25 protein-coding genes and 4 pseudogenes are annotated in these 24,029 nt (G+C 60.5%); 15 read left to right on the plus strand and 14 right to left on the minus strand.

From position 1 onward, the window contains the following. Positions 1 to 106 precede the first annotated feature (106 nt). The 10 genes from B5P46_RS26030 (at position 107) to B5P46_RS26075 (ending at position 8,119) form a co-directional block, all read left to right on the plus strand. A complete protein-coding gene (locus tag B5P46_RS26030) occupies positions 107 to 1,177 on the plus strand; it encodes a LacI family DNA-binding transcriptional regulator (protein ID WP_129421246.1) in 1,071 nt (356 codons plus the stop codon). A 208-nt stretch (positions 1,178 to 1,385) separates the two neighbouring features. Then, positions 1,386 to 1,664, plus strand: a complete 279-nt coding sequence (locus tag B5P46_RS26035) for a CopG family ribbon-helix-helix protein (protein WP_017958252.1) — start codon at positions 1,386 to 1,388, stop codon at positions 1,662 to 1,664. Next, positions 1,652 to 1,942 carry a type II toxin-antitoxin system RelE/ParE family toxin gene (locus B5P46_RS26040; protein WP_129421247.1) on the plus strand — a complete coding sequence of 97 codons (291 nt, stop codon included), beginning with the start codon at positions 1,652 to 1,654 and terminating at the stop codon, positions 1,940 to 1,942. The genes B5P46_RS26035 and B5P46_RS26040 overlap by 13 nt, the downstream gene beginning before the upstream one ends. A 161-nt stretch (positions 1,943 to 2,103) precedes the next feature. After that, on the plus strand, positions 2,104 to 2,547 hold the full coding sequence (locus B5P46_RS26045; protein ID WP_129421248.1) for an acetyl-CoA carboxylase biotin carboxyl carrier protein: 444 nt from the start codon (positions 2,104 to 2,106) through the stop codon (positions 2,545 to 2,547). After that, on the plus strand, positions 2,547 to 3,932 hold the full coding sequence (locus B5P46_RS26050; RefSeq protein WP_129421249.1) for an acetyl-CoA carboxylase biotin carboxylase subunit: 1,386 nt from the start codon (positions 2,547 to 2,549) through the stop codon (positions 3,930 to 3,932). The genes B5P46_RS26045 and B5P46_RS26050 overlap by 1 nt, the downstream gene beginning before the upstream one ends. Then, the gene (locus tag B5P46_RS26055) at positions 3,929 to 4,354 is read left to right on the plus strand and encodes an acetyl-CoA carboxylase biotin carboxyl carrier protein (protein WP_129421250.1); all 426 of its coding nucleotides are present in this window, start codon (positions 3,929 to 3,931) and stop codon (positions 4,352 to 4,354) included. The genes B5P46_RS26050 and B5P46_RS26055 overlap by 4 nt, the downstream gene beginning before the upstream one ends. Then, complete coding sequence (gene pxpB / locus B5P46_RS26060; RefSeq protein WP_129421251.1) at positions 4,351 to 5,058, plus strand: 5-oxoprolinase subunit PxpB; 708 nt, start codon at positions 4,351 to 4,353, stop codon at positions 5,056 to 5,058. Before B5P46_RS26055 ends, pxpB begins: the two co-directional genes overlap by 4 nt. Beyond that, positions 5,055 to 6,050 carry a biotin-dependent carboxyltransferase family protein gene (locus B5P46_RS26065; RefSeq protein ID WP_129421252.1) on the plus strand — a complete coding sequence of 332 codons (996 nt, stop codon included), beginning with the start codon at positions 5,055 to 5,057 and terminating at the stop codon, positions 6,048 to 6,050. The genes pxpB and B5P46_RS26065 overlap by 4 nt, the downstream gene beginning before the upstream one ends. 37 nt (positions 6,051 to 6,087) lie before the next feature. Then, on the plus strand, positions 6,088 to 6,855 hold the full coding sequence (locus tag B5P46_RS26070; protein ID WP_129421253.1) for a 5-oxoprolinase subunit PxpA: 768 nt from the start codon (positions 6,088 to 6,090) through the stop codon (positions 6,853 to 6,855). A 61-nt stretch (positions 6,856 to 6,916) separates the two neighbouring features. Then, on the plus strand, positions 6,917 to 8,119 hold the full coding sequence (locus B5P46_RS26075; RefSeq protein ID WP_129421254.1) for a pyridoxal phosphate-dependent aminotransferase: 1,203 nt from the start codon (positions 6,917 to 6,919) through the stop codon (positions 8,117 to 8,119). A 463-nt stretch (positions 8,120 to 8,582) separates the two neighbouring features. On the opposite strand, the pseudogene B5P46_RS35145 reads toward B5P46_RS26075, so the two are convergent. The 7 genes and pseudogenes from B5P46_RS35145 to B5P46_RS26110 all read right to left on the minus strand — a co-directional run bounded on the left by B5P46_RS35145 (position 8,583) and on the right by B5P46_RS26110 (position 14,572). Continuing rightward, positions 8,583 to 8,923 (minus strand): annotated as a pseudogene (locus B5P46_RS35145) (hypothetical protein). 48 nt (positions 8,924 to 8,971) lie between these two features. Next, positions 8,972 to 9,535, minus strand: a complete 564-nt coding sequence (locus B5P46_RS26085) for a hypothetical protein (protein ID WP_245456285.1) — start codon at positions 9,533 to 9,535, stop codon at positions 8,972 to 8,974. Between the two features lie 41 nt (positions 9,536 to 9,576). Next, positions 9,577 to 10,821, minus strand: coding sequence for a DUF5996 family protein (locus B5P46_RS26090; RefSeq protein WP_129421255.1), 1,245 nt, complete (start codon positions 10,819 to 10,821; stop codon positions 9,577 to 9,579). A gap of 93 nt (positions 10,822 to 10,914) precedes the next feature. Next, the gene (locus tag B5P46_RS26095; RefSeq protein WP_129421256.1) at positions 10,915 to 11,850 is read right to left on the minus strand and encodes a pirin family protein; all 936 of its coding nucleotides are present in this window, start codon (positions 11,848 to 11,850) and stop codon (positions 10,915 to 10,917) included. A gap of 312 nt (positions 11,851 to 12,162) precedes the next feature. Continuing rightward, positions 12,163 to 12,579: a hypothetical protein gene (locus B5P46_RS26100; protein ID WP_245456287.1), complete on the minus strand. Its 417-nt coding sequence runs from the start codon at positions 12,577 to 12,579 to the stop codon at positions 12,163 to 12,165. Positions 12,580 to 12,701: 122 nt separating this feature from the next. After that, positions 12,702 to 13,739, minus strand: coding sequence for an LLM class flavin-dependent oxidoreductase (locus B5P46_RS26105; RefSeq protein WP_129421257.1), 1,038 nt, complete (start codon positions 13,737 to 13,739; stop codon positions 12,702 to 12,704). A gap of 173 nt (positions 13,740 to 13,912) precedes the next feature. Next, complete coding sequence (locus B5P46_RS26110; RefSeq protein ID WP_129421258.1) at positions 13,913 to 14,572, minus strand: hydrolase; 660 nt, start codon at positions 14,570 to 14,572, stop codon at positions 13,913 to 13,915. A gap of 157 nt (positions 14,573 to 14,729) precedes the next feature. On the opposite strand from B5P46_RS26110, the gene B5P46_RS26115 reads away from it, so the two are divergent. Further along, positions 14,730 to 15,614: a LysR family transcriptional regulator gene (locus B5P46_RS26115; protein ID WP_129421259.1), complete on the plus strand. Its 885-nt coding sequence runs from the start codon at positions 14,730 to 14,732 to the stop codon at positions 15,612 to 15,614. A gap of 188 nt (positions 15,615 to 15,802) precedes the next feature. Here B5P46_RS26115 and B5P46_RS26125 read toward each other — a convergent pair whose 3' ends face one another. The 4 genes from B5P46_RS26125 to B5P46_RS26140 all read right to left on the minus strand — a co-directional run bounded on the left by B5P46_RS26125 (position 15,803) and on the right by B5P46_RS26140 (position 20,244). Continuing rightward, the gene (locus B5P46_RS26125) at positions 15,803 to 16,504 is read right to left on the minus strand and encodes a glutamine amidotransferase (RefSeq protein ID WP_129421260.1); all 702 of its coding nucleotides are present in this window, start codon (positions 16,502 to 16,504) and stop codon (positions 15,803 to 15,805) included. A 10-nt stretch (positions 16,505 to 16,514) separates the two neighbouring features. After that, positions 16,515 to 17,528 (minus strand): homoserine dehydrogenase, encoded by a 1,014-nt coding sequence (locus B5P46_RS26130; protein WP_129421261.1) that lies wholly within the window; start codon positions 17,526 to 17,528, stop codon positions 16,515 to 16,517. 36 nt (positions 17,529 to 17,564) lie between these two features. Then, on the minus strand, positions 17,565 to 19,328 hold the full coding sequence (locus B5P46_RS26135) for a monovalent cation:proton antiporter-2 (CPA2) family protein (protein WP_129421262.1): 1,764 nt from the start codon (positions 19,326 to 19,328) through the stop codon (positions 17,565 to 17,567). Positions 19,329 to 19,503: 175 nt separating this feature from the next. After that, positions 19,504 to 20,244 carry an SDR family NAD(P)-dependent oxidoreductase gene (locus B5P46_RS26140; protein ID WP_129421390.1) on the minus strand — a complete coding sequence of 247 codons (741 nt, stop codon included), beginning with the start codon at positions 20,242 to 20,244 and terminating at the stop codon, positions 19,504 to 19,506. A gap of 179 nt (positions 20,245 to 20,423) precedes the next feature. Here B5P46_RS26140 and B5P46_RS26145 point away from each other — a divergent pair, with 179 nt between their 5' ends. The 4 genes and pseudogenes from B5P46_RS26145 (at position 20,424) to B5P46_RS26160 (ending at position 23,297) form a co-directional block, all read left to right on the plus strand. After that, complete coding sequence (locus B5P46_RS26145; RefSeq protein WP_129421391.1) at positions 20,424 to 21,305, plus strand: AraC family transcriptional regulator; 882 nt, start codon at positions 20,424 to 20,426, stop codon at positions 21,303 to 21,305. 32 nt (positions 21,306 to 21,337) lie between these two features. Then, positions 21,338 to 21,817, plus strand: a pseudogene (locus B5P46_RS26150) (substrate binding domain-containing protein); the annotation flags it as partial. 126 nt (positions 21,818 to 21,943) lie between these two features. Beyond that, a complete protein-coding gene (locus B5P46_RS26155; RefSeq protein ID WP_129421263.1) occupies positions 21,944 to 22,246 on the plus strand; it encodes an ArsR/SmtB family transcription factor in 303 nt (100 codons plus the stop codon). Positions 22,247 to 22,307: 61 nt separating this feature from the next. Beyond that, positions 22,308 to 23,297: a zinc-dependent alcohol dehydrogenase family protein gene (locus B5P46_RS26160; RefSeq protein WP_129421264.1), complete on the plus strand. Its 990-nt coding sequence runs from the start codon at positions 22,308 to 22,310 to the stop codon at positions 23,295 to 23,297. Between the two features lie 14 nt (positions 23,298 to 23,311). Here the strand turns inward: B5P46_RS26160 and B5P46_RS26165 are convergent, their stop codons facing one another. The 3 genes and pseudogenes from B5P46_RS26165 to B5P46_RS35570 form a co-directional block, all read right to left on the minus strand. After that, on the minus strand, positions 23,312 to 23,491 hold the full coding sequence (locus tag B5P46_RS26165; protein WP_129421265.1) for a hypothetical protein: 180 nt from the start codon (positions 23,489 to 23,491) through the stop codon (positions 23,312 to 23,314). A gap of 39 nt (positions 23,492 to 23,530) precedes the next feature. Next, positions 23,531 to 23,754: pseudogene (locus tag B5P46_RS35150) on the minus strand (LLM class flavin-dependent oxidoreductase); the annotation flags it as partial. 105 nt (positions 23,755 to 23,859) lie between these two features. After that, positions 23,860 to 24,015, minus strand: a pseudogene (locus B5P46_RS35570) (SDR family oxidoreductase); the annotation flags it as partial. Between the last annotated feature and the right edge of the window lie 14 nt (positions 24,016 to 24,029).

A 24,029-nucleotide genomic window follows, 5' to 3' on the forward strand; every position in this document is an offset into this window, starting at 1 on the left:
ATAGCCAAGCCGGTTTTTTAAGCAAGCGATTTTTGGCAAACGTTTGCTATAAATCGCTCCCTGCCTTAAAGTTGCAATTCGAAACATCCGGGAGAATTAAATAAACATGAACAAAAACAAGGATGTGGCTGGAGAGGAGCCATCGGGCGCGTTAATGGCCGATGTCGCGCGGCTCGCCGGCGTTGCGATCTCAACAGTCAGCCGGGCGCTCGCCAATCCCGGACGTGTCAACGAGAAGACGCGCGCCAAGATCAATGCCGCGGCCAAGCAACTGGGCTATACCCCAAACGCGATGGCGCGCGGTCTCAGGGTCGGAAAATCCAACATCATCATGATCATTCTGCCGGGATCGCTCTACTATGGTGCTTCCCAGGTCATTCCGCAGGTGCTGCAGAGTATCAATAAATCGCTGATCCAGGGCGGCTACAACCTGATGATCGCCAACCTCGATCGCGACGAGATTTCCGAACGGCATATTCTCGACCTGGCATTCGGCGGCAGCGTGCGCGGCGCCATCATCCTGTCGTCGAAGCTTCCAGAGGTGGACGGGCGCTCGCTGGCCAATTCCGGCCTGCCGATCGTGTCAATGCTGCTCGATATGAGCGATGCCGGCCTGCAGAGCGTCGTTACGAACGACCGCGAAGCCGTGCGCGACGTCACGGCCGAACTGATCCGATTGGGTCATCGACGGTTCTTCTATCTGGCAGGGCCCGAAGGCAATTATCATGATGTGGAGCGTTACGGCGGCGTGCTTGAGGCGCTCGAGGCGGCAGGATTGTCCGAGGACTCGGTGCATCGCTCGGGTGGTCATCTCGATTATCAGCATGGCTTCGACATTGGTGTCCAGGCGGCGGATGACTTCGCCGAGTTGACCGAGAAACCGACAGCAGTCATCGCGACCAGCGATGACATGGCCATTTCTTTTGTCAGCCGTATCCAGCGAACGGGCCTAAGCATTCCCGGTGACGTGTCCGTCGTCTCCTTCGACGGCTCCCCGGTCTGCGAATTCTGCTCGCCGCCGCTCTCGACGATCAAACAGCCGGTGGAAGAGATGGGGCGCGCGGCGGTGGATCTCCTGCTCGACGCCATTGGCCATAGGCAGAATACGGCGGCGGTTCGCACCGTCATCCGCAGCAACCTGATCCCGAGGGAGAGCATCGCCGCTCCGAAGAGCTGACGGAGCCGGAACCGGCTACGCACAGGGGGACATGGGAACGCATGCCGCGGTCAATGATGTCACCGATCCTTTAGTTCACGGTCGGAAAGCCTCGTAACGGCCATGATCCGTCAGAAAAGCATTGTGCGTTCGTTGAACGCATTCATAGACAAACACCGCGGGTAAGCTTAAGTTAGCGCTAGGTAATACCTTTAACTAAGGAGGTCTGATGGCATCGCCAACCTCGCTCAAGCTCGATGATGAGCTAAAGGGCCGCGTTCAGCAACTGGCCGAAGCTCGCCGCCGCTCGTCCCACTGGATCATGCGTGAAGCTATTGCGCAGTATGTTGAGCGCGAAGAGAAGCGTGAGGCACTGCGACAGGAGACGCTTGACGCCTGGAATGAATTTAAAGCGACAGGACTGCATGTCACGGGCGCCGAGGTCGAAAAATGGCTTTCGACTTGGGGAACTGACGACGAGTTGTCCGCACCCGAATGCCACAAGTAGTGTTCTCCCCCGCCGCAATCCGCGACCTTGAGCGGCTCCGGGAGTTCTTACGGCTGAAAAACCCATCCGCCGCGAAGCGCGCAGCCGAAACTATCCTCAACGGCTTGAGAGTCCTCGGCGCACATCCCCATATTGGACGCCTCATCGAGGACTTGCCTGAGCAATACCGGGAGTTGCTCATCGATTTTGGAGATAGTGGATACGTCGCCCGTTATCGTATTGATGGCGACATTTTGACGATCCTCGCCGTACGGCATCAGAAGGAAGCAGGGTTCTGACACGGACGCCATCGCCGACGATAGGTTCCCGCAGGCCGATTGCGCTCCATCAAAACTTCGTCTGACCCCATCAGTCGGCGCGTCGTGCTACGAAAATCACAACGCCGGGCGATCTGAAACTTCAGCTATGCGCGGTGGAATATGAAATTCCGAGCACGCACATGGACCTCTCGAAGATCAAGACGCTGATCGACTTTGTCGGACGATCGAACATTACCGAGCTGATCGTGACTGAAAAGGACGTGACGGTTCGGATTTTCCGCACGTCGCAGGGTCAGGAGGCTGCTGCCGAGCCCCCGCAAAAGGCAGGGTCGCCCGCAAGCCTTGCCTATGATGCCGGCTTCGATACGCCTTCAAGCGATGGGAAAACCTCTTATGCGGTGAAGGCACCCGTCTTCGGCGTTCTGCACCGGACCCCGGCGCCCGGGGAACCTCCATTCGTCGCAATCGGTGACGAGGTGGAGCAGGGGCAAACCCTTTTCATCATCGAGGCAATGAAGGTCTTCAACACGATCGCCGCGCCGCGATCAGGGCGCATTACGCACCTCACCGAAATCGACGACGGCGAGGTCGAGACCGGCGATCTGCTGGCGGAGATTGGCTGATGCCGGAAACGACTGAACAATCTGCGACCGGCCGCTTCGATACCGTCCTCATCGCCAATCGCGGCGAGATCGCAGTCCGAATCCAGCGCGCCTGCCGCGAGCTCGGCCTGAAGACGGTCGCCATTTGCTCCGAGGCCGACAGGCAAGCGCCTTACGGCAAGACCGCAGACAGTTTTCTCTGCATCGGCCCGTCGAGTGCCGCCAAGAGCTATCTCAATCAGGATGCCATCCTTCTGGCGGCGCGTCTCGCCGGCGCGGGCGCCATCCATCCGGGTTACGGTTTTCTATCGGAAAACGCCGCCTTCGCCGACGCCGCCGAAAAGGCGGGGCTGATCTTCATTGGTCCGACATCTTCCTCGATTGCGATCATGGGCGACAAGATCTCGGCAAAGCGGGCGATGATGGCAGCCGGCGTCCCCTGCGTTCCCGGTCCGGATACAGCGCTGCCCGATGACCCCGCCACGATCGAGCGCATAGCGCTGGAAATCGGATACCCCGTCATCATCAAGGCGGCCGGGGGCGGCGGCGGACGCGGCATGCGTGTCGTGCCAAAGGCCGATTTGCTCCGTGAAGCAATTGCGCTGACACGGGAGGAGGCCCGCAAGGCCTTCGGTTCACCCTCGCTCTACATGGAGAAATTCTTAGAGCATCCGCGCCACATCGAGATACAGGTCATTTGCGACGATCACGGCAATGCCGTGTGGCTGGGCCACCGGGATTGCTCGATGCAGCGCCGCCATCAGAAAGTGGTGGAGGAGGCACCGGCGGCGGGAATCGCGCCCGACATCATCCAGCCTGTCGGTATGGCCTGCGTGCAGGCCTGCCTTCAGATCGGCTATCGGGGTGTCGGAACCTTCGAATTCCTCTATGAGGATGGCGCTTTCTATTTCATCGAGATGAACACGCGACTTCAGGTCGAGCATCCCGTCACCGAGCTGACGAGTGGTGTCGATATCGTCCAGGCGCAGATAAGGGCGGCTCAGGGTCACGTTCTCGATCTCACCCAAGGCGATGTGACATGCGAGGGCCATTCCTTCGAATGCCGCATCAATGCCGAGGATCCGGAAACCTTCCTGCCGTCGGCGGGTGTCGTCACCCATCTGGCTTTGCCCACGGGGCCAGGCATCCGCGTCGATACGCATATTCATGCCGGCTACAAGGTCTCGCCCTATTACGATTCTCTGATCGCCAAGCTGATCGTCCATGCGCCGACGCGGGCCGAAGCGATGGCAAGAATGCGCGAGGCACTTGCCGGCACCGAGGTCGAGGGGATTTCCACCAATATCCCCTTCCTGCGCGCCCTGTTCGAGGACGGCGCATTCGCGCACGGCGAGACTGATATTCACTATCTCGAACAATGGCTGAAGCTGCGGAGGGCAGCATGAGCACGATCGATTTCAGCAATCCGGCGACTATCGCATTGCTCACCGAGGCGCTGACGGCCGCCGGTGTGGACGGTCTCGAAATCTCCTGGCCGGATGGACAGCTTCGCATCGTCGTCGCCGGAAAAGGCGGCGCTCGGCTCAGTTCGACAGAAGCCAAGCCACGAGCTCCCGGCTCAGCACCCACCGTCGTAACGGCGCCGATGGCAGGCCGCTTCTGTATCGAACACCCGGCTGCTTCCGCCGCGCCGCAGAATCTGCCGCGCTCCGTATCCGAAGCGGATATCGTCGGCTTCGTCGGGGTAGGGCATATCCTGCTTCCCCTTCGCGCCGGCCGCTCCGGTGTTTTGACCAGGCTGCTCGCCGAGCCCGGCGCACTGGTCGGCTTCGGCGACCCTCTGTTCGAAATCGAGCTCCCATCATGATCGCCACGACGAACAGACATGCATCGCAACGTGAGATCGTTCCGGCCACCAACAGCCGGGCGCGGGTTTCCTCGATCGGCGCCAGATCATTCCTGCTCGAGGCGCCAGGCGATTTCGATCTCCTCACGCAGCGGCGGATCTGGGCTCTGTCCCAGACGGTGGAGGGCTGGCCGGACCTTGCGGAAAACATTCCGGGCATGACCAATCTGCTGGTGATCTTCAAGGAGACGCCCGAGGATCCTGATGCAGTGGTCGCCCGGCTGCTGGAGGCATGGGAGAATGCGCGCAGCATCGATCTCAACGGCAAGACCATCGAGATCCCCGTCCATTATGGCGGCGAATATGCGACGGATCTTCCGACCCTTTGCGATCTCTCGGGCTTGAGCGACCGCGAGGTCGTCCGCATCCATCATGAAGCAACCTACCGCGTCTTCGCCTTGGGCAGCGCTCCCGGTTTCGGTTATCTGCATGGCCTCGATCCACGTATCTACATGCCGCGAAAGACCGTGCCCTCGCTGAAGATGCCGAAGGGCTGCGTGACCATCGGCGGCATGCAGACCGGCGTCGCCATGCTCACAGGTCCGAACGGCTGGAATTCCATCGGCTATGTGACGTTGCAGATGTTCGACCCCGCCTCATCGAGCCCCGCCATGATGGCGCCGGGAGATACGGTGCGGTTCCTGCCGGCAAGGATCGAGCTATGATCGAGATCATCGAAAGCGGCCCGTTCAACACGGTGCAGGATCTTGGCCGCCCCGGCTATCGCGACATCGGCGTATCGGCCAGCGGCGCGATGGATCCGCTGGCGGTCCGGATCGGTAACATTCTCGTCGGCAATGACGAAAATGCCGCCGCGTTAGAGGTGCAGACCTTCCCGTTCAGCCTGCGTTTCGAGCAGCGCGTGGTCTTTGCCGTGACCGGTGCCGACGGCAATCCTCATCTCGACGGATCGGAACTGCTTTCCTGGTGCGCCCATGTCGCGGAGCCCGGACAGGTTCTCGAACTGAAACAGCCTCCACGGCTGGCGCGCTCCTATATCTCGGTCGGAGGCGGGCTGGATATCCCCGTTGTCATGGGCTCGCGAAGCACGTCGCTCCGCGGCGGCTTCGGCGGCAATGCCGGCCGGCCCCTGGCGAAGGGCGATCGGATCGCGGTCGGCGAGGACGCAGAGATGGTCATGTTGCCGACCTCTGGTCTCGCCGTCGTCGAACCGTCCGTGGCGCTGCGCGATGTCTTCCCGGCTGCTATCGACAGCACGCTGCCGATCCGCGCCCTGCCGGCCGGCGAGCACGATCTTTTCGCAGGCGATGGCGAAGCTTTCTGGAGCCAGACCTGGAGGATTTCCTCCCGAAGCGACCGGACGGGCTACCGCCTGTCCGGCGAGCCGATCACGCCGACAGCGTCCATCGAGATGCGTTCCCACGGTGTTGTGCCCGGCGTGATCCAGGTTCCGCCCGGTGGCGAACCGATCGTGCAGATGAGCGATGCCAACACCGCCGGCGGATATCCGAAGATCGCCGGCGTGATCGAATGCGATCTCTGGCGGCTCGGGCAAGCCCGCATCGGCGCCCGCCTGAAGTTCGTTCGCTCGACGCATGCGGAGGCGCGCAAGGTGGAACAGGCTGTCGCCCGCTATGTCAAAGACGTCAGGCAGACATCCCGAATGGTCAAGCGCGCCTTGAAGGCGATGGCCTAATGCGTGTCGCCCAAAAGGCCGTCAAAAGGAGGAACCGATGAAGATCGATCTGAATTCCGACATGGGCGAAGGGTTTGGCCCCTACCGGCTGTGCGACGACGAAGCGATGATGAAACTCGTCTCGTCGGCCAACATCGCCTGCGGTTTCCATGGCGGCGACCCCGAGATCATGGGGCGCATGGTCCGGCTTGCGAAGCTCAACGGCGTCGGCATCGGCGCGCATCCGGGCTTGCCCGATCGACTCGGCTTCGGCCGGCGCGAAATACCGTTTCCGGCAGATGAGCTTCGCCAGCAGATGCTCTATCAGCTCGGCGCACTGATAGCGATCGCCAAGGCCGAGGGTGTCACTGTTTCCCATATCAGCTTCCATGCGGCCATGGGCAATATGGTCAACCGCGATCCTGTGCTGGCCGACCTGATGATGGATGCGATCGCCACCGTGGATGCCGGCCTCATCGTCTTCGTGACCCATGGCAGCGAGATTCAGCAGGCGGCCAACCGCGCGCGTTTGAAGACGCTGGCGCTTTTCCTTGCCGACCGGGCTTATGATGCCGAGGGCAGACTTGTCGCGCGCGGGCTCGCTGGCGCCGTCATCAAGGACGAGGCCTTGGTGCGAGCGCGTGTCCGACAATTCCTCCTCGAAGGAACCGTCGAGACGATCGACGGAGCCGTGATCGCGATGCCGGCCCGCTCCATTCTCGTCCACAGCGACACACCCGGCGCCCTGGAGCTTGCCGGCATCGTGCGCGGCGAGATCGAAGCCACAGGCGCCACGCTCGCGCCTGCTGCCGAACTCGCCGACTGACACAATCCTGATCGCCTGCTGGCGGTCTCCCGTTCCAATCCCTCATCGAAGGACCATTTTGATGTCCGCCATATCAGACCGCCTGAAAAACGTCTCCATATCCGCATCCGCCGCCATGACCCAGCGCGCCAGGGAACTAGCCGCCAAAGGGATCAAGGTCGTCAGCCTCTCGTCCGGCGAACCGGATTTCCCCACACCGGCGCACGCGATCGAGGCGGCCCATGCGGCCGCTCTTGCGGGTGATACGAAATATCCTCCAATGGACGGTACGCCGGCGCTCAAGTCCGCCATCATCCGGAAGTTCAAACGGGACAACAATCTCGACTATGATGCCAGCCAGATCGTCGTCTCGGGCGGCGGCAAGCAGGTGATTTTCAATGCCATGCTGGCAACCTGCAATCCGGGCGACGAGGTCGTCATTCCGACGCCCTCCTGGGTCAGCTATGCGGATATCGTCAAGTTCGCCGGCGGTGTCCCGGTCGCCGTCCCCTGCCACGAGCAGACCGGCTTCAAGCTGCGCCCCGAGGATCTGGAGGCGGCGATCACGCCGCGCACCAAGTGGCTCTTCCTGAATTTCCCGAACAATCCGACCGGCGCCGCCTGCTCCCGGGCGGAGATGGCTGCCATCGCCGAGGTTATGCTGCGTCATCCCAATGTCTGGATCATGACCGACGATATCTACGAACACCTGGTCTATGACGACTTCCAGTTCTGCACGATCGCCGAAGTCGAGCCCAGGCTCTATGAGCGCGTCCTGACGATGAACGGCATCTCCAAGGCTTACGCAATGACAGGCTGGCGGCTCGGCTTCTGCGCCGGGCCGAAAGAACTGATCTCCGCCGTCAGCAACGTCAACGGCCAGAATGGCGGCGGCATCGCGACGCTGACCCAGGCTGCGGCGACCGCTGCCCTGGACGGGCCTCAGGATCTGTTGAAGGAGCGTGCCGCGATCTACAAGGAAAGACGCGACTTCGTCCTCGACAGATTGTCGGAAGTGGACGGGCTGCGCTGCCATAGGCCCGAAGGCGCCTTCTACATCTACCCGAATATCTCGGGGCTGATCGGCAAGACCAGCAAGGGCGGGCGAAAGATCGAGACCGATGTCGATTTCGTCATGGCGCTGGTGGAAGAGCATCATGTCGCGACCGTGCAAGGGGCGGCTTACGGAATGAGCCCCTTCTTTCGCATTTCCTACGCGACCAGCATGGAGAAACTCGGCGAAGGCTGCGCGCGCATAGCCCAGTTCTGTAAGGATATGCGCTGATCAGCAGCGAGCTTTTAGAGCCTTTCCGGGTTAGATTGAAGCATTCTGCCGGAGCAGGTTTTCGTCAGGGCAAAGGCGATTGGCGACGGGCATACCCCAAGGTACGTCTGAGCCGATCGCCTTTGATCCTGGCGGAAAGATGCCCGGCCCTTCGGGTTGGCTGAAACGGGCCGGCTGATCGACCGGCCGGCTCCGTTTGAGCCAACAGAATACTACAATCTAACCCGGAAAGGCTCTAGAAGGATCTGAACCGGCGACGCCTTACTCAGGTGAGTCAAGTGCTTGATAAATCGGACCTCGAGGCATAACGCCTATTTATGAAACTTGAGCTCAAAGCATCAGCGCTATTCCGTCGGCAGTTCGGTGCTCAACTTGTCCCCTCGCTCATCATTGCCCGCCTTGCTCATCCAGAACTAGCGCCCCTTGAACAGCCGGCGCCGGGCTGCCACGAGACAGCCCACTACTACCTGGGTGGGTAGGGCTCGATATCCGCAGACCAGTAGTGCTTGGCGATGGTCTGACTGTTGCGGATGACATGGTAGGCGATATCCGGATTGCCTCCTTCAAAGTGTCCGGGTCTGCACCGCACATCAGGCAGTACATTCGCTGATGAATGACGCTTGCAAAATATTGTAGAACCGGCGTGGCGTCGTCCTGACCGATTGCTCGCATGTCCTCGGCAACCTGTTTGGCCGCCTCTTCCAAAGCCAGAGAGACCGCAGAAGCCAACGTCCTGTCTGCACGCTTAATGACGTCGGCGATCTGTCTTTCAGCCGGTGTAAGAACAGGGCAATTTTCTGTCACTACTAACTCCGTAATCTTTGAAGGTGTCCGGTTGTGCAGCCACTGCGTCTACTCTGGCGGGGTGGTGAGAAGCGACAGATAGCTTTTTGCTTTCTGTGCGAACTCGCGGTCGGTGTCGGATACGTTCCCAAGCCCCGCATGGCGAGCGTCGATCGCCGCGTGTAGGCGGTCGTTGATCTGCGGATCCGAGGCGCGCGCGTGGTCGACTAATGCGCGAATAACAGTTCTCAACGCGAAATTCTGTGCGGAGAGTGCCAGTTGCTGGCGTTCACTCGCATCTTTCTCGGTATCCTCCCGGCGTTCCTTCTTCTTCCGAAGCGCTGGTTGACCGCCGCGCTCCCTCTCCCAATGACGCGCGGCATTGCGCCCCGCATAGAGAATTTTCCATGCTGTTTCGGGATCTCCTCCCGTATTGGTTTCCGGATTGGCGCCACACAGACGCAAAAACAGGTGACGAAGTGCGGCGTCCGCAAAGTAATCATATGGTGATCTGCCCACACCGAGCGACTGAAGTTCATGCCCTGCAGTCTCAACGGCACGCTCAATTGCTTCATCGACAGCGGCCAACAGGGCCTTATCTGCCTGCTGAAAACGGTAGGTTTCTTTCTGCATGCTATCCTCAAATGCCGGTGCAGCGCTGCTCGGCAGGTTGGTCACTTTCGAAGAACATCCTGCCACTCTGGATGACGCTCGATCTGGGCTTTGGCAAATGGGCAAAGGGGAATGATCGCGACCCCTGCGCGCCGGGCATCCTCGACCGCTTGGCGCACAAGGCGTTCACCGACCTTCCGGCCCCGCAAAGCGGCCGGAACGTCGGTATGGTCGATAATGATCAGTTCTTTCCCAGCGCGACTGTAGGTCATCTCCGCTTCGACGCCATCGACGACGATGCGGTATCGCCCCTTCGAGGGCCCATCCTCCCGTTCAACCGTCTCGCTGGCCGCAGCCTTCTGCGGACGCTCAGCGTCCGGCAATCGAACCTTGCCGCGCTGTCCATGCGTGCACTCGAGCAGTTCGCGGTCCCACCCTCCCAGATTGGCGGCAGCCTCGTAGGTCGAAACGAGAAAGGACATCAAGGCTACATCAGGATCAGCGGCAGATTGAACCGCATCATAGGGGAGGATGAACTCCGACATGCCTTCATGCCAGAAAGCAGCATCGGGCTGGAGGGACGCAGCCCGAAAGCCGTTTGGTGGCGGATAGGCATAGGCATAGAATGCGGGATAATCGATGCCACCGCCGCCGGGCCAAAAGCCCGCCGAGGAAACCTCCCGATCATAAGCTTCCTGCGTCACGCTATCCGGCAATGCCGGAATGCCGCCGGGATGGATGGGAGCGCGCCGTCCAGAAAAACGTGTGACGGCCAGATCGAAACTTCCCCAGAAAAGGTGCACGGGGCTGGATTTCCCGAGAAAGGACGTCCGAAACGCCTTCAAAACCGCGTCCACTGCTATCAACGCCTGATGAAAACGTCGAACGGCATCACGGTCATAGGGGCGGTCACGATGGTCCTCATCGAACGGAACAGGATCTGCCACCTCATTGGGTTGGCCGTGGAAGTCCGGGGTACCGCCGAGCTTGGAGATCAGCTGAGCGAAATTGGCATGAAACTCCGCGACCGTGGATGTCCCCAGCGCAAAAGAGGCCCGGCGGCCGTCGCCGCTCGTACCCACGACCGCATGATCATGAAAGTCGAACAGGATCTCGATGCCAGGGCCATCGGGAATCGGGGACGATATCAGGCCGGAAGGCGTCACGTAGAAGGTCGCGTTCCAGGAATGGTTGAGCCACGGCGTATGAGCCAGCCGATACTTGCCGACAACTTGCAGGTAAAGATGCAGGGCGGAACAGGTTTCGCGCCAGCTAAGATAATCGAGGCGTGGCCATTCGTTGTTCATTCGCTTTCTCCATCTCGTTGAATTTAAAATGCGAGCTTGTGCTTGCCGCACTGGATCAATCAAGTTCGCTTGAGCGAATGCGGTACCGCGCTGTCACTCCGGAAGAGGAATGTGCTCATCCCGGTCGTTGATCGGGAGGTCAAAGCGTCCCTTGCCCCAGTTCTGCGCACGCCATTCCTCTTTGGCTTCTTCGATACGCTCCTTCGAAGAGGCTACGAAGTTCCACCAGATGTATCGTGGCCCTGCAAGCGTTGCACCGCCGAGGATCATGAGACGCGCGCCTCGGCTACCCGCTGCGACTGTGATCTTGTCGCCGGGGCGGAAAACCATCATCTGCGGTGCCTCGTAGTCCCGGCCGGCGATCGAGATCGAACCTTCGACGATGTAGATGCCTCTGTCCTCGTGATTGTCCGGCAACGGCAGGCGGCTTCCTGGTTCCAAGGTCACGTCGGCGTAAAATGTCTCGGAGAACATGGTGGCGGGCGCGATCTCGCCGTAAGCGTTTCCGAGGATAAGGCGGACAGAAGCGCCCTGGTCCTCGATGACCGGCAATACCTCTTTGCCGTGGTGCTCAAAGGTGGGATCCATGTCTTCGTGGCTTTCGGGCAGAGCGAGCCAGGTCTGGATCCCGAACAAGCTGTTGGGCCCGGTTCGGGCCGCTGCCGTCGTGCGCTCCGAATGAGAAACACCGCGCCCTGCGACCATCCAGTTCAATTCACCGGGACGGATGATCTGGTCGGCCCCGGTGCTGTCGCGGTGGTGAAAGTCACCGCGATAAAGGTAGGTGACCGTGCCGAGGCCGATATGCGGATGAGGCCGAACGTCGATGCCCTGCCCGGTCAACAGCTCGGCCGGCCCGGCTTGGTCGAAGAAGATGAACGGCCCGACCATCTGCCGCTTTGGTGCGGGCAAAGCGCGCCGAACCTCGAAACCGCCAATGTCGCGCGACCTCGGCACTATAAGGGTTTCGATCGCGTCGATGCCGACTTCATCGGGATAACCTGGTTCAATTGCGGGGTTCCAGCTCATGCGTGTTTACCTCTCCTGTGTGCTTGAGATCCGGGACCCGCGTAGTGCGCAGGAGCCACTGCATTGTCCCGGCGGATCTCGAGCGAGACCACTAAAGGGTGGCCGCTGTCACGACTAGCTGCGCGGCGCGGTGAGCTGTGTCGCAATAAACGGAACACACCGCCGCCCAGATGCCACCGCGCGACGGCGCATCGTCCGACTAAACCTCATTGATGGAGCTGCGGTCCGCTGACGGCCCCGACAGGCAAAGTCGGCGGCTATAATAGCTGACGCGATGCTTGGCATATAGTTGCATCAGCGGACGGTTGCTCCTTATCGACGGCACTCGCGCCGATCAGGATCCCGATGGCAACGCTCCCTGCGCGCGCGATCGGCCATAATCTGAGCGTCTCTCGCAATCTCGGTCGTCAGCCGGGTCCGCTCGAGCGACTCCAGTTCCTCATTGTCTCGCCGACGCTGCTGTTCGAGCATGCAATTGGTATAGGCGGGTGAGCCATAGGGCGCCCCGAAGCTCTGGCAGGTATTTGCGTCCGCGTACCGCCGCTCTTCAGCCGACACGCATCCCGATAAAGCGATGCCAAGGAGGGCTATGGAGAAGACGGTGACCGCGGTGCGATGGTGTTCGACGGAAGGGCGTTGCAGCATTCTGTTGATCTCCTTGAGGAATGGCGTTGCCAGTTTCTTTGGCGACGCGAGCAAGGCAGAGCGGTGCTCCGCAAGCCCGCCCATTGACTTAATGATCCCGGTCGACGTGCTGCTGGAGAAACGCCCGCGGCATCGGCAACTTCGACAAAAGTCCGCAGATTTCGATGTCCACTCGGAGTTCCCCGTTTTGCGGCACAGCTTGGGATCTATGCCCGTCGTGTTGCCCTGACGATTGGCGCAACCTCCGTGCCCAGAAGTTCGATCGATGTCTTCATCGCTGCGGTGTCGAGAGAGGCCGTGCTCATTTGGAAGGTCATGCGTGAGACGCCGCCAAGTGTCTCACTGGCCTGCAACATCTTGGCTGCAACGGTCTTCGGGTCACCGATCAGGAATGCGCCCTCCGGACCTGCCATGGCTTCGAACTGCTGCCGCGTCGGCGGCGACCAGCCACGCTCACGACCTATATTCGTTGTCAGATGCGCCCAGCCAGGGAAGAAGGCGTCCTTCGCTGCAGTATTGGTCTCTCCGACAAAGCCCATCGCGTGAACGCCAACCTTGAGCGTCTCGGCGCTGTGTCCCGCGCGCTTGCCAGCTTCACGGTAAAGATCGACAAGTGGTCGGAAGCGCTCGAAGCTCCCGCCGATGATCGCGACCATCAATGGAAGGCCAAGCGTACCGGCGCGGGCGAAGGATTGCGGCGTGCCACCTACACCGATCCATATCGGGAGCTGTGGCTGATGCGGACGCGGAAAGACACCTTGCCCCTGAAGCGGCGGGCGAAAGCGACCTTCCCAAGTGACGTTGGTCGTCTCGCCAAGCCTGAGCAACAGGTCGAGCTTCTCCGCAAAGAGGTCGTCATAGTCCCGCGTGTCGAGGCCGAATAGCGGATAAGCCTCGACGAAAGAACCTCGCCCGACAACGACTTCGGCACGACCTTTGGAAATCAGATCGAGAGTCGCAAACTCCTGAAAAACCCGCACCGGGTCGGCGGCGCTTAGAACGGTCACCGCGCTCGTCAACCTGATCCGGCTGGTCCGAGCCGCTGCCGCCGCCAGAATAACGGTCGGCGCGGAGTCGAGGAACTCGCCGCGATGATGCTCGCCTATGCCGAAAACATCGAGCCCGACACGATCCGCGACGACGACCTCTTCGATGAGTTCAGCCATACGCGTGGTGGCCAAAGGGAGCCTGCCTGTCGTCGGGTCCGGGAGGATGGCTGCAAAACTGTCGATGCCGATTTCCATAGAAGGTCCTTGCACATTTTCGGGTCCACGTCGGCGACGCGCCTGACGTTCATCACACGCACAACTATGGCAGGCGCTTTAGATATTTCGGCTTGCCTGGAAAAGGGACGACAAAGATCGGCACACTGTCCGCATTCGCGCGACGTCGCAATCTCCGCCATCCCGCCTAGGTCTCAGTGACCGCTTGTCGTCTTCGGCACCGGCGTGTTGAGCAGTTGCTGTTCCCACGCATAGGCGATGCCGCTGCCGGCGGCATGATACTTGATCACGTCGTTCAGCGCGAACGCGGTCTCGGTCCGTGCCCAGTCGCGTTGCCATTCGGCCGCCAGCGCCAGCCACGTCATCATGTTCGCGCCGGCCGCGATCATGCGCTGGATGGCCACCTGATGGGCCTCGACGGAAACGGCGCCTGAAGCATCGGTGATGACCGTGACATCCCAACCTTCGCCAAGGGCCTGGATAACCGGCATCGCGACGCAGATTTCAGTCCACAGGCCAGCGATGATCAACTGCTTGCGACCCGTCGCCTTGACGGCATCGACCACTTTCTTGTCCTCCCAGGTGTTGATGAACGTACGGTCGATCACCTCCTGGCCAGGGAAAACGTCCGTGATATGCGGAAATAGAAGACCGCCGCGCTCGGCGATCACGCTTGTCAGGATGGTGGGAACATTGAACACTTTGGCAGCCTTTGCCAGAGCCGTCGCGTTGTTGACGACCATCTGCGGATCATGGCTGTTCACATTGGTGAGCTGGTAAGGCTGGTGGTCGATCAGGACGACGACGGAGTCTTCGGGGCGAAGGAGCGACGCAAGGCCGTTACGAAAGGTCATGAATACATCCTATCTTTAAGTGGTGTCGCGTTTCAATTGCGAGGACACATGCGCCTGATGGGCGCCAGCTACCTGCACGACGGACCTTGTCATTCCCGTCCCCGGTGCGGTAGTGCTCAACTATGGCAAGCTGTGTCGCAGAATGGGGAACGCGGAATTGGACATCGAAGATCTACGGACCTTTGTGGAAGTTGCCGATGCAGGCGGAGTGACCTCCGCGGCACTCCGCCTCGGCATTTCCAAATCGATGGTCAGCCGGCGTCTCGTCCGACTTGAAGCCGAACTGGGTGTCCAGCTTCTGGCGCGAACGACCCGCGGGGCATCTCTTACGGAAGCCGGCACGACATTCCGGGACTCTGCCGCCAGGGTCTGTGCGGAGATCGACGTGGCCAGGGAAACCATCCTGCCCGAAGGGGACCTTCGCGGCCGTCTGCGCGTTGCTGCACCGCTCTCCTTCGGCCCCACGCATTTCGCGCCGGTGCTGGCGGACATGGCGCGGCGTCACCCCCTGATTCAGATCCAGACCTGCTATACGGACCGCTTCGTCGATCTCGTCACGGAGGGATATGACTGCGCGATCCGGGTCGGCTATCTTCAGGACTCGAACCTGATCGCGAGACGCGTCGGACCGATCTACGGAAAGCTGGTCGCGAGTCGAGGCTATATCAAAGAGCATGGTTCCCCCGAGAAGCCGGAGGACATTGCCGCCCATCAGGCGCTCATGCAGGGAACGGAAGCCTGGCAATTGATGGATGGAGACGGGATCGTCACGGTTTATCCGCGAGGGCGCTTCAAGGCTGACAACGCGATAGCCCTTACCGCTGCGGCTGTCGCAGGGCTTGGCATCGCCTGGCTCCCCGACGGCATCACCGATCAGTATGTCGCTTCCGGCGCGCTGGTTCCCGTGATGCCGCGCCATCCACCTCCGCCCGCCGGCATCTATGTCATCCGTCCGCCAGGACAGCATCCTGCCCGCAAGGTCCGTGTCCTGACGGAAATGCTGATCGAGTGCTTCGAGCAAGGTCCCGTGGCAAACGGATAGCACGCACGGTAATGGCTTTGCGGGCCAGCAGTAAGTTCCGCATGCGACCCCTGCATATCGAAGGCCGCAACTTTTTGCCCGACCGTGCGGGTGCTCACGTTCTTATCGACCGATACCTCGGTCCCGGCTGCCGCGACCGGGATTGTCATAGACTGACGCTTTCATCGATTTTTTCTTGCTTACACTGCTCAGGTGAGCCTTGCCAGCCACTCGGCCAGCAGGCGGGTGCCGGCCTCTTCGAGCATTTTCCCGTTAAGTTCGGTGTCGCGGCGCAGCGCCACGGGACTGATGCCCGCCGTCGCCAGCTCGCTCGCATGGCCCAAAAGCCAATGCTCGAACCGTGCGGCAAGGGCCTCGGGATGGAACTGGAGGCCAAGAATGTTCGGTCCACGGGAAAAGGCCTGGTTGCGGCAGATCGGGGTGGAGGCGATAAGCACGCATCCGTCAGGCAGATGGAACGTATCGCCATGCCAATGCAGAACCGGGACATTTTTCAGCCCGGCAAGAGGGTTGGGAGCGGCGGTCGCGGCGAGTTCGAGCGGTGACCAGCCGATCTCCTTCGCGGACCCGGGATAGACACGAGCACCGAGGGCGGCAGCCATCACCTGCGCGCCGAGGCAGATGCCGAGCGTCGGCCGGTCGGCGGCGAGACGCGCCCGCAGCAGCTCGATCTCCTCTGTGATTACCGGATAGGCCTGATGATCGTTGACGCCGATCGGGCCGCCCAGGACCACGAGAAGATCGGCAGCCAGCGGATCGAGATTCCTCTCCTCCTGCTCCGCCACGTCCACATACTCGATCTCATAGCCAGCCTCGCGCAATGGCGCCTGGAAGCTGCCGAGGTCCTCGAAGCCTATATGGCGAATGGCCTGTACGCTGCGCTTCGTCATGATATTGCCTTCAATACCGAAAGGGGTTTGCGATCCGCGCCGTCAGGATGTGTTCGAGATCCTTCAGCGCAGCGGCGGCGGTGGCAAGCGGCTCCTTGCCGGATCCGATCGCGATCGTCTCGCCCATTGCGTCGGTGACGATGCGGATCGCCTTGTCCTTTCCGCGGATGTTCGCGAACGGGTCGGCCAGCGGATATGTCCGGATGCCGACCCCGGCGCGGAACGCGCCGTTAACGCGCGTCAGGCTTCCGACAAGTTTCGGAACGAGCCCCTCGCTGCGCCATGCCTCGATACGGTCCCCGGTGATCGACTGGATGCCCTCGACGGTCAGATCGTTCATGTCCAGATCGGCACCGAGGCCGAAATTGGCGAGGATCAGCAGCTTGCAGGCGGTGTCCCAGCCTTCCGTGTCGTTGCGCGGATCGGCCTCGGCGAAACCGCCCTGTTGTGCCTCGCGCAAGGCCGTGTCGAAACCGATCCCGCGTGTCGTCATGGCGTCGAGCAGATAGTTTGTGGTGGCATTCAGAATGCCCTCGACCGAAAGCACCTCGCAACCTTTAAGACTATGGCCGACGAGATCGATGGTCGGCAGGGCGGCCGCGGCGGCACCACTGAGTTTCAGCATCGCGCCGGAGCCCCGGGCAAGCTCGCGCAACTGCCTTCCGCTATGGGCCAGCGCGCCTTTCGAGATGACGATCGTGTCACGCCCGGCCGACAATGCCGAACGGATATAGGCAAGCCCCGGGCCACCGGTTCGGAAATCGCTCGGCCCCGCCTCAATCAGGATATCGGCGCCGCTCGCCTCTATGAAGGCCGGGCCGGAGAAACCGTCCTCGAGCGTGAGCAGCTGTTCCTCTTCAAGACCGTCCACATCCGCAACGCCCGACCGCGATCCGCAGACCGCGACCAGCCGGACATCCGCGCCGTAAACGTCGCGATAGCGCATCCGCCGGGACAGAAGCAGGCTTGCCGTCGCGCGTCCCACGCCCCCGAAACCTGCGATGGCGATTTTGTAGGTCTTCATCTTCACCTAGGCTCTTTCGCCTGCAGACGCCTCACCTTATCGCGACGCCGCCGGTCCTATAAGCGGCTCCGGAACAGGGCGAATGTGCAGGTGGTCGCGGCCGGACATGGCATCTCCCTGCACCTGCTCGGATAGTCGCTCATTGTCCCGCCGGCGAACGTCTTCGCCAGCTTCCTCCACATCCATCTCGGCGTAACCCAATGCCCGCAGGCCCTCCGCTCCCATCAGATAAGCGGATTCGACCGTCTCGCGGATCTGATAGTCCACGCCGGCGCGGATCAGCTCCACCGCATGGCCGCGATCATAGCTGCGCACAAGTATCCTAGCTTGCGGAAATTCATGCTGCGCAAGTTCCACGATCTGGATGGCGGCCTTCGGGTCGTCGACGCAGATCATCAGCGCCTCTGCCGTACCAGCCCCGGCGTGGTGCAGAGTATCTAGCCGGGTGCCATCTCCGAAAAAGACCTTGAACCCGAACCGCGCGGCTTCGCGGATACGGTCGGGATTCATGTCGATCACGGAGAGACCGACACCTCTGGAAAGCAACAGTTGCGACGCGATCTGCCCGAAACGCCCGAAACCGACAATGAGCACCCGTCCATCGAGATCACGGGCCACGTCGACGCCATCCATCGACGGCTCGCCTCGCAGCAACCGCTCTGCCGCTATCATGAGGAGCGGCGTCAGGGCCATGGAGAAGATCACGACAGTGGTGAAGAGTGCGTTTTCGCGCACGCCGATCACGCCGCCAGTGGTTGCGGCGGCGTAGAGTACGAAGGCGAATTCGCCGCCCTGCAGGAACATCGAGGTGCGGTGCGATGCTTGATGACCGGAGCTGCCGAATAATCGTGCAACCGCATAGACGACGACGCCTTTTGCGATGGTATATGCGATCAGCATGGACAATAGAAGCCGCCATTCCGCGGCGACGACGGAGAGGTCGAGCGACATGCCGACGGCGATGAAGAACAGGCCCATGAGCAGGCCACGAAACGGCTCGATGTCGCTTTCGATCTGGTGCCGGTAGCTAGAGCTCGACAGCATGACCCCGGCAAGGAATGCGCCCATTGCCATCGACAGCCCGGCCCCGGCCATCAGCAATGCGGCTCCAAGCACCACCAGCAGTGCGCCCGCCGTCATTACCTCGCGCGTGCGCGAACGCGCCAGCAGGGCGAAGAACGGGTTCAGGCCCCATCTTGCCACGCCCAGGAGAACCAGCAGCGCGCCAAGCGCCAGCAAGACGTCCGTGTACTCCGACTGTCCCTGTGACAGAGGCGACAGGAAAGCCACCACTGCCAGAAGCGGGACAATCATCAGATCCTCGAAGAGGAGGATCGACACCGATTTCTGGCCCTCGACACTCGATGTCTCAACGCGATCCTGCAAGACCGACATGATAACGGCTGTCGAGGAGAGGACGAAACCCGCTCCGGCGATGAAGGCCACCGGCCCGGAAAGGCCAAAGACCAGCATGCCAGTCAGCGCAAGGGCCGCGATCGCAAAGGCGACCTGCACCAGCCCCAGCCCGAAAATTTGCCCGCGCATAGCCCATAGCTTGTGCGGGCGCAGTTCCAGCCCGATTACAAACAGGAACATCACCACCCCGAGTTCCGAGAAATGCAGAATCGACACGGCGTCGGCGAACAATCCGAGCACCGACGGACCGACAAGCACACCGGCAGCGAAATAGCCCAGGACTGACCCGAGGCCGAGCCGCCTGAATAAGGGCACTGCGACGACGGCCGCTCCCATCAGAACGATCGCAGGTCCGATCGTTTGTCCTAAGCTTGCGTCAGCCATGCATTCGCCTTTCCGGTCGCAACTGCTTGAGCGCGGGGCGCCGGCCGATCATAAGCCTCACCCCGCCAAACAATTCTTTTCACCGTGCTTGGTATCGTTGCGGATTTGGCTTTGATAGTCTCCGCATCGGCCAAACACTGTCGCAAAAGGCGGAACGCCACCGCTCGCCACACCTCTATGCGAGCGCGCCGCCGTCCACGTTGAGGATCGTACCGGTGATCTGCCGGGCGGCAGGTGTCGCGAGGAAGGCGACCGCAGCCGCGACATCCTCCGGCTGGTTAAAGCGGCCAAGAGCGCTGAGGCTGCGCTGATAATCGGCAGATTCGCCTGTCTCCGGATTTGAGTCGGTATTTGTCGATCCCGGTTGAACGAGATTGACCGTTATGTCTCGAGGGCCGAGTTCGCGCGCCAGGCCGCGATTGAATGCCTGGAGCGCGCCTTTGGTCATATAATAGACCGTGCCGGGGACGCCAGCGATACGATCCGCTCCCGCCGATCCGATGGTTATGATACGGCTGCCTGTCTTGAGATGGGGAATGGCCGCCTTCGAAGCAAGCACCGGCCCACGTATGTTGACGGCATACAGCGCGTCGATATCCTCGACCGTGAAATCGGCGATATTGTTGTATCGCCCGATGGCAGCATTGTTGACGAGGATGTCGAGACCGCCCAGAGCGCGGGCGGCTTCGTCCACGGATCGCTGTATCGCCCCTGGATCGGCACTGTCGGCCTGGATCGCGACAGCCTTGCGCCCCTGCGCTTCGATGGCCCGGACAAGTTGCGCCGCAGCGTCCGCAGACCGCTCATAGGTCACGGCGATATTCGCACCCTTGTCGGAAAGTGCACGAGCAATTGCCGCGCCGATACCGCGCGAGCCACCCGTAACGAGGGCATTCTTCCCAGCCAGTTCCTGCATAGTCAAAACCTTTCCTGTGTCCTGTCGCCTTGACGCGCGGGTTCGAGGCGAATTCCTCTTTGCAGCGGCGATCAAAGCTTCATCCGTTGAGCCTGAAAATAGGAAGAAACAACGCCGGTACCATTCCCGATCTTCCCAGAGACTTGCCTGATCCTTCCAAATCACTACATGCTGAAGTGATGAACGATCCTGTAACACTGACCACCCGCCTTCTCGACGACGCAGCTCCATTCGTTGCCGGGCACAGGGGAACTGTTGGCCTTCCCACTCCCATTCCCCGCTTGACGCTCTGGACGAGTACGAAGGCCACACTCCCTACCCCGGCAGTGTTCGAACCCATGTTCTATGCCGTCCTGCGAGGTACCAAGGTCCTGATCATGGGTGCCAATCGCTTCGAACTGCTGGCAGGTTCCTGCGCGACATCGTCTTTCGGCCTGCCCTATATCCATCAATTGACCGGTGCGAAGCCCGACCTGCCCTATGTCGGTATCAGCCTTCATCTTGATACCGACCTGCTGACGCGCGTCATGCTCGATATGCCCAAACGCGATGATCGATGGACATGCGCAGTGGCGGCAGACCATCTTGACGGCACGGTTGGCGACGCCTTCGCTCGTCTCGTCGGGCTACTGGGCACGCCTGACGACATCGGCGCTCTCGCTCCCCACTACGAGTTCGAGCTTTATTATCGTCTGCTCCAGAGCGCGATGGGCGATACGCTCCGCCAGGTCAGTCAGCGAAATAACCGCTTTCAGCAACTCAAGGCCGCAGCCGATTGGCTCGCCGCCAACCACAGCGAACCGGTTAACATCGCCGACCTGGCAGCGTCTTCCGGCATGAGCGTCACCTCATTCCATAGGCACTTCAAAGCCGTCACGGGGTTTAGCCCGCTCGCCTTTCAACGCCATATTCGGCTGCTTGAGGCCCGAAAGCTTCTTGCCTCGGGAAGCACCAATGTCTCTCGCGTCGCCTATGAGGTAGGCTATACAAGTCCATCGCAATTCAGCCGGGAGTATAAGGGAATGTTTGGCAGTACGCCCTTGGGCGACTTGCAACGCTGAATGCTGCCGTGCTTCGCGCAGAGAACCTATGAGGGCATCTGCAGGACTCGGCCCTTATCGCAAGACGTGTCGGACAAGCTCGTCGCGAGTCCTGCCTACATCAAGGCTCAAGGCGCTCCCGGAACACCGGACGAGATTGTAAATCACCAAGTCGTTATGCGGGACGCCGAGACGTGGCAACTCATGGATGGCGAAAAGATTGTCACGGTGCGTCCCCAGGGACGCTTCGAGGCTGATAACGGAATATCGCTCGTAGCGGCCGCTCTGGATGGGATCGGGGTCGCCTATCTGCCAGAACCGCTCGTCGCGGATCATATTTATTCGAGCGCACTGGTGCCAATCATGACGCGTCATCCGATTCCTCCAGCCGGCATTTTCGTCGTGCGGCCGCCCGGCCAGCATCCCTCTCGAAAGTGAAAATCCTCACTGAGATCCTCATCGAACAGTTTTTAAACCGCCTGTTAACGAGGGCGCAGCGAAACATCGACAAGGAAGACGAACGATCGGAGTAAGGTTAGCGTCAACATTTCAACGTCGACCGGCTCGCTGAAAAGTCCTTCGATATGCCGTCACTCAAGCTGCAGACCCGCTGCAATTCACTGTATTGACATATCGCTAAATCCCGATATATATGCGGTATGGATTTGCTCGAAATATTCAAAGCTCTCTCAAATCGCACCCGTCTTGAAATCGTGCAGGGTTTGAAGGATCCTGTGGAGAACTTCCCTCCGCAGGATGAAGGTGACGTTCATACAGTGGGGGTTTGCGTCAGTAGCATTCAAGAAGGCGTCGGACTGTCGCAGTCAACGGTTTCAGATTACCTTGCAACGCTGCAGCGGGCTGGCCTGATAGAAGTCAGACGCATCGGTCAATGGACTTACTACAAGCGGAACGAGGCGACTATCAGTGCTCTTGCCGAGATCATAGGGAAAGACCTGTGATCCTTTATCGTGATATATCGACAATTCCCTATATTCCTTTTTAACGAAACGAGGATCTGCAATGAAAGCGATGACACTTAACTCTTTTGGTGGCCCGGAATCGTTCGAGCTTTGCGACGTGCCAAAGCCTGTTCCGCATGCAGGACAAGTCCTGGTGCGCGTGCATGCCACGTCGATCAACCCACTGGATTTCCAAGTTCGGCGCGGCGACTATCGCGACTTGGTACCATTGCCGGCCATTACTGGTCATGACGTATCCGGGGTTGTCGAAGCAGTCGGACCAGGCGTGACGATGTTCTCTCCAGGAGATGAAGTCTGGTACACCCCGCAAATATTTGACGGGCCAGGAAGTTATGCCGAATACCACGTTGCTGCCGAAAGCATTATCGGGAAGAAGCCTCCCTCGCTGAGTCATCTTGAGGCGGCAAGCCTGACCTTGGTTGGTGGGACGGCGTGGGAGGCCCTGGTCTCGCGTGCGGCGTTAAGAGTGGGGGAAAGCATTCTGATCCACGGCGGCGCGGGAGGGGTCGGTCATGTGGCGATCCAAGTCGCGAAAGCCATAGGGGCGAAGGTGTTCACGACCGTACGCGAAGATAACTTCGAGTTCGCACGAAGTGTTGGCGCGGACGTCGTCATCGACTACAGGAAGGAAGATTATGTCGCTGCTATCATGCGGGAAACGAGTGGCCGCGGAGTCGACGTCGTGTTTGACACCATCGGTGGCGATACGTTGTCCCGCAGCCCGGACGTGCTCGCACAACTTGGCCGCGTTGTCACGATCGTGGACATCGCGCAGCCACAGAACCTCATTGAATCATGGGGCAAGAACGCAAGTATTCACTTCGTTTTCACAAGACAAAACCGCGGCAAGCTTGATGAACTGAGCACACTGGTTGAGCGTGGCCAGCTGCGGCCGCACGTTGGCGCCGTCTATTCGCTTGCCGACATCTCGCTCGCCCATGCGCGGCTTGAAACCCCGAACAACGGTGTTCGAGGAAAAATCGCGATTGCAGTCGGGCCTTCGGCTCATCTCGCAAGTGCGGACTTTTAACCGTTGAACTCACACTAAAGGAACAGGGCGTCGGTGAACAGTCCGAGCACCGATGGATCGACAAGCACACCGGCAGCAAAGTAGCCCAGGACAGAGCCGAGGCCGAGCCGCCGAAACAGAGGCACTGCGACAACGGCCGCTCCCATCAGAACGATCGCAGGTCCGATCGTCCGTCCCAAGCTCGCTTCAGCCATTCCTTCACCTTCCCAATCTCATATGCTTCGCGACCGGTGCCTGATCCGACTGGTGCGCACCGCAGCGGCCGCCAGAATGACCGCAGGCGCGGAATCAAGGAACTCTGCCCGGTGATGCTCGCCGATGCGAAGAAATCGAGGCCGACACGATCGGCGACTTCGATCTCTTCGAGGAGACCGGCCATGCGGTCGGCCGCGGAGGGAGGCGCACCGGTTGCGGAATCGGGGAAGATGGCGGCGAAACTGTGGACTCCGATGTCCATGATAAGTCCTTAGCGTTCTAGCCGGGTGCGTCTTGAACCAGGGTGCGCTCGGCTGGACCTGACGAATACGCGCATAGGGATCGAACATCGCTACGTCGGAATCGATCAATCGATACGGTTATAGTACGTGGTCGGTAGGGTGACGAAGATCCGTCGCCACATCGCTGCATTTGCGCCGCCGTCTACCGTAATGGTGGTGCCGGTGATCATATTGGCGTCGGGGCTTGCCAGAAATGCAACAACGTCCGCAATTTCGCGGGGGTCCGCAAAGCGCC

Source organism: Rhizobium leguminosarum (assembly GCF_004123835.1).
Classification (GTDB): domain Bacteria; phylum Pseudomonadota; class Alphaproteobacteria; order Rhizobiales; family Rhizobiaceae; genus Rhizobium; species Rhizobium leguminosarum_M.